This window comes from Pediococcus damnosus (genome assembly GCF_001437255.1).
Taxonomy (GTDB): domain Bacteria; phylum Bacillota; class Bacilli; order Lactobacillales; family Lactobacillaceae; genus Pediococcus; species Pediococcus damnosus.
Window position 1 is genome coordinate 1 of the sequence record NZ_JQBD01000089.1, and the last position, 7,064, is coordinate 7,064.

Here is a 7,064-nt window from a genome sequence, read left to right on the forward strand (position 1 = left end):
AAGTACAACCTACTAAAACTTGACACATACACTTAAATATTCGGGTTTGACGCGTTATACTAATTTATATAGAATGAAAAAACACGGAGGCTTATCTTGAAAAAATTACGCGTCATGTCCATTTTTGGAACCCGTCCTGAGGCAATCAAAATGGCTCCAATTATTTTAGAAATGAATAAACGAAGTAGCGAGTTTGAACCAATTACGGTGGTGACTGCGCAACATCGAGAAATGCTTGATCAAGTTCTCGATATTTTTAAGATTAAACCAGATTATGATTTAAATATCATGAAACCAAACCAAACGCTGAGTGAGATTACCGGACGTGTCTTGAATAAATTAGATACCATTATTCAAGAAGCAAAACCAGATGTGATTTTGGTGCATGGCGATACAACCACTACGTTTGCGGCAAGTATTAGTGCCTTTTACAATCAAGTTCCTTTGGGACACGTAGAAGCTGGGCTCCGAACGTGGGACAAGTATTCGCCATTTCCAGAAGAAATGAATCGGCAACTAACTGACGTTTTGGCAGATTTTTACTTTGCACCAACAACGTTAAGTCAGCAAAATTTATTGAAAGAAAATCATCAAGCCGATCACATCGTGGTAACTGGGAATACGGCAATTGATGCGTTAAAAGAAACCGTTCGTGATGACTATCATCATGAAGTTCTCGATTTAGTAGCGCCTGATCACCGGTTAATTTTGTTAACAATGCATCGCCGTGAGAACCAGGGTGAACCGATGAAACGCGTTTTCAAAGCGATTAAACAGGTTGTGGATTCGCATCCTGATGTAGAAGTGATTTATCCCGTCCATTTAAGTCCCGCGGTTCAACAAGTTGCGAAAGCAATCTTAGGTAATGACGACCGGATTCATTTAATCGATCCATTAGATGTTGTCGATTTCCATAATTTATCTGCTCACAGTTACTTTATTATGACTGATTCCGGTGGTGTTCAAGAAGAGGCACCATCGCTTGGCAAACCAGTTTTGGTATTACGGGATGAAACGGAACGTCCAGAAGGAGTTACAGCTGGAACCTTAAAGTTGGTGGGAACTGATCCTGAAACGGTAAAAAACGCCATGGAGGCACTTTTGGATGATTCAGCAGCCTATCAAAAAATGGCAACTGCCAAGAATCCATACGGTGATGGCCATGCGGCAAAACGTATTTTGGATTTCTTAACCAAAAAATTAAATGATAATCGGAGTTAATTTGTCGTGAAAGCATTCATTGAAAAATATAAATCGATTATTTTGTATTTGGTGTTTGGCGCACTAACTACAGCTGTTAATATTGGGGTCTTTACCTTTTTAGACTTGTATATGCATTGGAACTATCAAGTCGGGACGGCAATTGCCTGGATTGCATCTGTTTTGGTTGCGTTTTTTACCAATAAAGTTTGGGTTTTTAGTTCGAACTATTCAACGTGGCGCGCATTTTGGCGGGAGTTGGGATCCTTTTTCTTCTTTCGGTTGTTAACCTATTTTATGGAAGTTGTGATCATGTGGGTAGGAGTTTCATTGCTGCGTGAGAACGCAATTTTGATGAAGTTGGTAGATAATATTGTTGTCGTAATCGTTAATTATGTATTTAGTAAATGGATTATTTTTCGAAAGCAAGGTACAAAAAAAGATTGAAACGTCTGTTAGATAGGTTTCAATCTTTTTCTACTTTTGGCTTGCGGTGTAGTTATCTACCAATTCCTTGGCAAAGGCATCTAGGTGATCTAAGTCTTCTTCAGATTCAGGTGCTAAGTTGATTTTTACAGGTTTGGCGCCTTGAGTTGCCCTGGATTTTTGAAAGGCTTGGGCAAATTTATCGACGGCAACACAGTAAAATTCTTCATAGAAAACATCGCCGGATCCGGCGACACCGAAGATTTTGCCGGATAGATCCAATTCGGGAAGTTCTTCATAGAAGTCCATTCCTTCTTCTGGTAATTCACCTTCATCATAGGTATAGGGGACGACGACACAAATGTCGAAGTTCTTGAATTCGTCGGCGTCAGTTTGTGAAATTTCGGATTCATCGACTTCAACGCCTAAATCTTCTAAAGCTTCGGTGATAATGTCGGCACAATCTTCATTGTTACCGGTAATGGTTGCAAAAACAACTTTTGCAGTTGGCATGGTGTGGGCCTCACTCTCGTGTAGAGTGTTTCAAAGAGCGGTTAGCGGTTGAGCATAGCCTAGATAGTTAAATGATTCGGGTTAGGAATCGTNTCGTAGCTAAGCGGAGACCGCTGCTCTTTTAAACACGTTTGCGTTAATTAGTAAAAATATTCCAAATCAGGCCAAGGACACAACCTAATAAGTCCTAGAGAATTATAGCAGAGAAATGAAATTTAGTGAATGGTTTCCATAGACAAGGAGGTTCAAAATGGCTGAAAAAGAGGCACTTCCCAAAATTACAAAAATTACCACCCAAAAACGGAAAGAACGTTATAACGTTTTTATTGATGATCACTATGCGTTCCCAATTAGTGAAGATGTGATGATTAAATTCCGAATTTTTAAAGGAATGGAAGTCGATAAAAAATTACGCGAAGAAATTTTAGCTGCTGACGATGTGTCAAAAGCGTACTCACGGGCCTTAGCCTATTTGTCAGGTCATTTGCGAACGGAGCAAGAAGTTCAAAAAAAATTACGAGAAAAAGAAATTCCTGAACCTACAATTCAAGCCACTTTAGCTAAATTAAGAGACTTAAATTTAGTAAATGATGAGCAGTATGCAGAAAGTTATGTTCGGACGATGGCCCGCACTTCTGATAAAGGGCCCATTGTGATTAAACGAAATTTGCGCCAAAAAGGGGTTTTAGAAAATGATATTGAACGCGGACTAGCTGAATACTCAGATGAGGATCAGGTAACGAATGGTGTTGAAATTGCTAAAAAGTTGGCGCATCATTATCAGCGGGAACCACTATCCAAAATGAGACAAAAAGTTTACCAAGGTCTGATGACAAAAGGATTCTCCGGAGATATCATTACGCAAATTCTTGATCAAACTCATTTTGAGGCTGATCCAGAGCTAGAGAACGAAAAGCTAAATATGGAATTTGCTAAAGTTTGGCGTCGAAATCGCCGTTATAATTTTTCACAACGTAAGTTACGGACTAAAAGAACCTTGTACGGAAAAGGTTTCAAAATCGATGCAATTAACGGTTTAATTGAACAACAAACCGATTCGGAACAGAGTTAACGGCTATGGGGGAGTAAAGAAACATGAAAAAACATTTTTGGCAGGCTATTTTAATTACTTTTTTTTTAGGAGTGATTCTTGGTGGAGCCGGTTTTGCATACTATAGTTATCGGATGGCACAAGAAGGATATCCAGTAAGCTACTTTCGTTCCGCTAAACAGGAATCTGCGCACAAATCAGTTACTAAAACATTTATCCCACGGAAAGTTGTGGTGAAGCAGCCCCGTTTGAATCATCGAACGAAAAAACTCAAACAATTGTTAAAGCCAATTGTGGGCGAAAAACGATTTGTGGGTACGGTTTTAATTATTAAAAATGGGCATCAAATATATAATCAAGGGTACGGTTATGCAAACATTTCCAAAAAGGCGTTAAATACGGCTAATTCGGAATACCAAATTCTATCAATGCAAAAATCGATGACCGCGATGTTAATTATGCAACAAATACAAGCAGGCAATTTGCAGTTTGCAGACCACTTAGATAAATTTTATCCAGAGATTCCAGGAGCTTCGCAGATTACGATTCGATCGATGTTGGATATGCAGACTGGACTGCGAATTCATAGTTAGCGGGAATTCTACAGCAAGTTACGCGACAACCCTATTATCAGTTGTTTAGACGTCATATTATTGCGCCATTGAAATTACAGCATACGGGTTTTGTGATGCAGGCCAATCAAGCCAACCAGTTATCAACACCCTATCATAATGTACCGTTCTCAGATAATTCGATTAATTATCAAAAGGTGGACCATGAATCAGTCGCGAGTCAGCATAATGAATTGGGTACTGGGAATGTTTATATGAGTACCGGAAACTTTTATAAAGTCTTACGAGCAATTCTGCGAGCGCGATTTTTAACTGCGGAGAGTACGGCAATTCTGCATGAAGGGGTAGGTGCTAGAAATTATGGCGGCGGCCTTTATACAAAGAATCTAACTAGTTATTGGAGTCACGGTGTGGGATATGGCGAAGAAAGTGGTGTGATGATTAGTCGTGATGGTAAAAATGCCGTGGTGATGTTAAGCAACTATCACGTCAAAAAAACGGCGTTACCACGGCAATGCGCTCAAATTTATCAAAACTTAATGCAAGGGGCTTATTAACAATCCCTATTTATGTAAATTAAAAGTTATCTTTTCAAACTTACGGTTCATTTAGGACTCGTTCTTTTGTTAAGGTAGCTTTTTTGATATAATGGTAAATGGAATTCTAAGTTTTAAAACCTTCGGAATTAGAAAGCTGTGTCATAAATGAATCGCAAGTCTAAGAAACCCAGAGCGGGGGACTATATTGCGATCAAAAGCTATAAACACGATGGTAGTTTACACCGTACATGGCGAGATACAATGGTGTTAAAAAACAATGAGGACGAGTTTATTGGATGCAATGATCACACACTTGTAATTGAAGATGATGGGAGACGCTGGGTAACGCGTGAGCCGGCCATTGTTTATTTTCGCAAAGATTATTGGTTTAATGTGGTTACCATGATTCGTAAAGGCGGCGTATCAAACTACTGCAATTTGGCTTCTCCATATGTGTTAGATGAGGAAGCTTTAAAATATATTGATTATGATTTGGATGTAAAAGTTTATCCAAATGGGGATCGAAAATTATTGGATGTCGATGAATATGAGCGTTTTAGTCAGCGATGGCACTATTCTGAAGATACCAAACAGATTATTCAATCTAGTGTTTTAACGCTAACGGATTGGATCGATCAAGGGACCGGACCATTTTCTGATGAATTTATTAACATTTGGTACAACCGTTATCTGGAACTTGTTAATCATAATAACCGGCGTTAATTTTGGTCGTAATAACGAATTAGATCGGTCAAAGATTTTAATTCTGTATATAAAGCTAACTGGCAATGTTTGAGTTTCTCGAATATTGCCAGTTTACGTATCAGGAGGGTTATAAAAGGGACGCGTGAAGAGAGTATTTTACAGAAATCCTTACAGATTAGAAGTTAAATTAAAGCGAATAGCTTATAATGGGCTTATTGTGAACGATAAAAATGAAATGCATCGTGATGAAAGAGTTATAAAATAGTCGTCATAATATAGGCTTAGCTATTATATTTCATTTCAAAAGAAGGAAGTCATGCTATGTTTGATAAGATTAAAAAATCTCCGCTTTTGTTTTGGTCACTGGAGTTATTAATTGTGGCTACCTTAGTTTATGTATGTACAAAAATCAATTTTTTATTTGCGCCCATTGGTATGTTTATTTCAACGGTGTTTGTCCCAATTATTTTATCAGGGTTCCTATTTTATTTACTTAATCCATTAGTTAAATTGATTGAAAAAGTCAGGTATAAAAAATTTCGTATCAGCCATACTTGGGCGGTTGTGATCGTTTTTTTGCTCCTAATTGCTGTTATTGGTAGTGCATTGGGATGGATGCTTCCTAGATTAATTAATCAAGTTGGACAATTAATTGCAGGGCTTCCAACCATTGCCAGCAATGTTCAGAAGAGTTTGCAACATCTGATTGAGCATTCAGATTGGACCAAAAACGTTGATTTGGATCCTTACATTCAAAAGATGAATAATTCAATCGGTACTTACGCAGAATCAATTTTAACGACAATGACAAGTAGTATTGGAGCCCTGATTTCGGCCGTTACTTCGGTTACAATCGTTATAATTACGGTTCCAGTTATGTTGTTTTACATGCTAAAAGATGGTTGGAAGTTGATGCCAACCATCAAACGGTTATTACCAGCTAAAAATGCAGATACCATTATGGAACTTTTCGATAAAATGAGCGATACCTTGTCTTCTTATATCTCTGGACAAGTCTTGGAATGCCTTTTTGTCGGGACATTTACGGCAATTGGTTACATGATTATTGGCCAACCATATGCGTTATTATTGGGCGTGGTCGCCGGGATTGCCAACATTGTGCCCTATATTGGACCGTATATTGGAATCTTTCCAGCGTTGCTAGTAGCCTTGACAAAGGATCCGATGCAAGTTGTTTGGGTAGTGGTAGTTGTTTTAATCGTGCAACAGGTGGATGGAAACCTAATTTATCCCAATATTATTGGACGAAGCTTACAGGTCCACCCGTTAACTATTATTATTCTTTTACTTGCGGCTGGAAAAATCGCAGGAATTCCGGGAATGATCCTCGCAATTCCAACCTATGCGGTAGTCAAGGTGATTGTTGGATTTGTTTATCATATTTGGATTTTGAATAATGATGATTAATTTATTTTGATTTAACATTGTCTTGATATGCTGGTTTTACTGGAATGGATTAACTTATATGTGGTAATATGATGAAGGATTTAATATTAAAATATTAGGAGAATGAACATTGAAAAAGGTAATTACTTATGGCACTTTTGATTTAATTCATAAGGGACATATTCGTTTGCTAAAACGAGCCAGAGCACTGGGTGATCATTTGACGGTTTGTGTGTCAACGGATGAATTCAATGCTTTAAAGGGCAAGAAAGCTTATACCAGTTATGAAGATCGCAAGTATATTTTGGAAGCTATCCGTTATGTGGACGAAGTGATTCCGGAAAAAGGTTGGGATCAAAAGATCAAAGATGTTGAAGAACGTCATATTGATACTTTTGTTATGGGTGATGACTGGAAAGGTAAGTTCGACTTTTTGAAGGACTACTGTAAGGTTATATATCTTCCTCGTACGGAGGGAATTTCAACCACTAAGATCAAACGTGATTTGGGTCTTGGTAGTAAAAACGAGTCACAAAAATAAAGACAGAAAAACTGGGGGAAAGACCCCAGTTTTTTTTATTACCTCAAAGGCGCTTTAATCCATTCCAAATATGAAAAAGTAAATAAGCCTTGTGGTGATAAGTCAAGTAT

Annotated in this window: 9 protein-coding genes; 8 read left to right on the plus strand and 1 reads right to left on the minus strand. The window is 38.0% G+C overall.

Annotated elements, in window-relative coordinates; genetic code table 11:
* Window positions 1–96 precede the first annotated feature (96 nt).
* Both wecB and IV84_RS08910 read left to right on the plus strand, forming a co-directional pair.
* The gene (wecB, locus tag IV84_RS08905) at window positions 97–1,221 is read left to right on the plus strand and encodes a non-hydrolyzing UDP-N-acetylglucosamine 2-epimerase (protein ID WP_046872082.1); all 1,125 of its coding nucleotides are present in this window, start codon (window positions 97–99) and stop codon (window positions 1,219–1,221) included.
* Window positions 1,222–1,227: 6 nt separating this feature from the next.
* Entirely contained in the window at window positions 1,228–1,647 is a 420-nt protein-coding gene (locus IV84_RS08910; RefSeq protein ID WP_046872083.1) for a GtrA family protein, read from the plus strand.
* A gap of 30 nt (window positions 1,648–1,677) precedes the next feature.
* On the opposite strand, the gene IV84_RS08915 is transcribed toward IV84_RS08910, so the two are convergent.
* Window positions 1,678–2,139 (minus strand): flavodoxin, encoded by a 462-nt coding sequence (locus tag IV84_RS08915; protein WP_046872084.1) that lies wholly within the window; start codon window positions 2,137–2,139, stop codon window positions 1,678–1,680.
* A 250-nt stretch (window positions 2,140–2,389) separates the two neighbouring features.
* Between IV84_RS08915 and recX the strand changes: the two genes are divergently transcribed.
* From recX to tagD, 6 genes are all read left to right on the plus strand, one after another.
* Window positions 2,390–3,211: a recombination regulator RecX gene (gene recX / locus IV84_RS08920; RefSeq protein WP_056986459.1), complete on the plus strand. Its 822-nt coding sequence runs from the start codon at window positions 2,390–2,392 to the stop codon at window positions 3,209–3,211.
* 23 nt (window positions 3,212–3,234) lie between these two features.
* Window positions 3,235–3,783, plus strand: a complete 549-nt coding sequence (locus tag IV84_RS11345; protein ID WP_056986460.1) for a serine hydrolase domain-containing protein — start codon at window positions 3,235–3,237, stop codon at window positions 3,781–3,783.
* A gap of 41 nt (window positions 3,784–3,824) precedes the next feature.
* A complete protein-coding gene (locus IV84_RS11350) occupies window positions 3,825–4,319 on the plus strand; it encodes a serine hydrolase domain-containing protein (protein WP_162261353.1) in 495 nt (164 codons plus the stop codon).
* Window positions 4,320–4,466: 147 nt separating this feature from the next.
* A complete protein-coding gene (locus IV84_RS08935) occupies window positions 4,467–5,024 on the plus strand; it encodes a DUF402 domain-containing protein (protein ID WP_046872086.1) in 558 nt (185 codons plus the stop codon).
* Window positions 5,025–5,327: 303 nt separating this feature from the next.
* The gene (locus IV84_RS08940; RefSeq protein WP_056986464.1) at window positions 5,328–6,434 is read left to right on the plus strand and encodes an AI-2E family transporter; all 1,107 of its coding nucleotides are present in this window, start codon (window positions 5,328–5,330) and stop codon (window positions 6,432–6,434) included.
* Between the two features lie 109 nt (window positions 6,435–6,543).
* On the plus strand, window positions 6,544–6,954 hold the full coding sequence (gene tagD / locus IV84_RS08945) for a glycerol-3-phosphate cytidylyltransferase (RefSeq protein WP_046872088.1): 411 nt from the start codon (window positions 6,544–6,546) through the stop codon (window positions 6,952–6,954).
* The last annotated feature ends 110 nt before the right edge of the window (window positions 6,955–7,064 follow it).

Bases quoted from the DNA above. Each gene is read 5' to 3' on its own strand.
- IV84_RS08915 (WP_046872084.1), bottom strand. From the start codon at position 2,139: ATGCCAACTGCAAAAGTTGTTTTTGCAACCATTACCGGTAACAATGAA.
- recX (WP_056986459.1), top strand. From the start codon at position 2,390: ATGGCTGAAAAAGAGGCACTTCCCAAAATTACAAAAATTACCACCCAA.
- IV84_RS11345 (WP_056986460.1), top strand. From the start codon at position 3,235: ATGAAAAAACATTTTTGGCAGGCTATTTTAATTACTTTTTTTTTAGGA.
- IV84_RS08935 (WP_046872086.1), top strand. From the start codon at position 4,467: ATGAATCGCAAGTCTAAGAAACCCAGAGCGGGGGACTATATTGCGATC.
- IV84_RS08940 (WP_056986464.1), top strand. From the start codon at position 5,328: ATGTTTGATAAGATTAAAAAATCTCCGCTTTTGTTTTGGTCACTGGAG.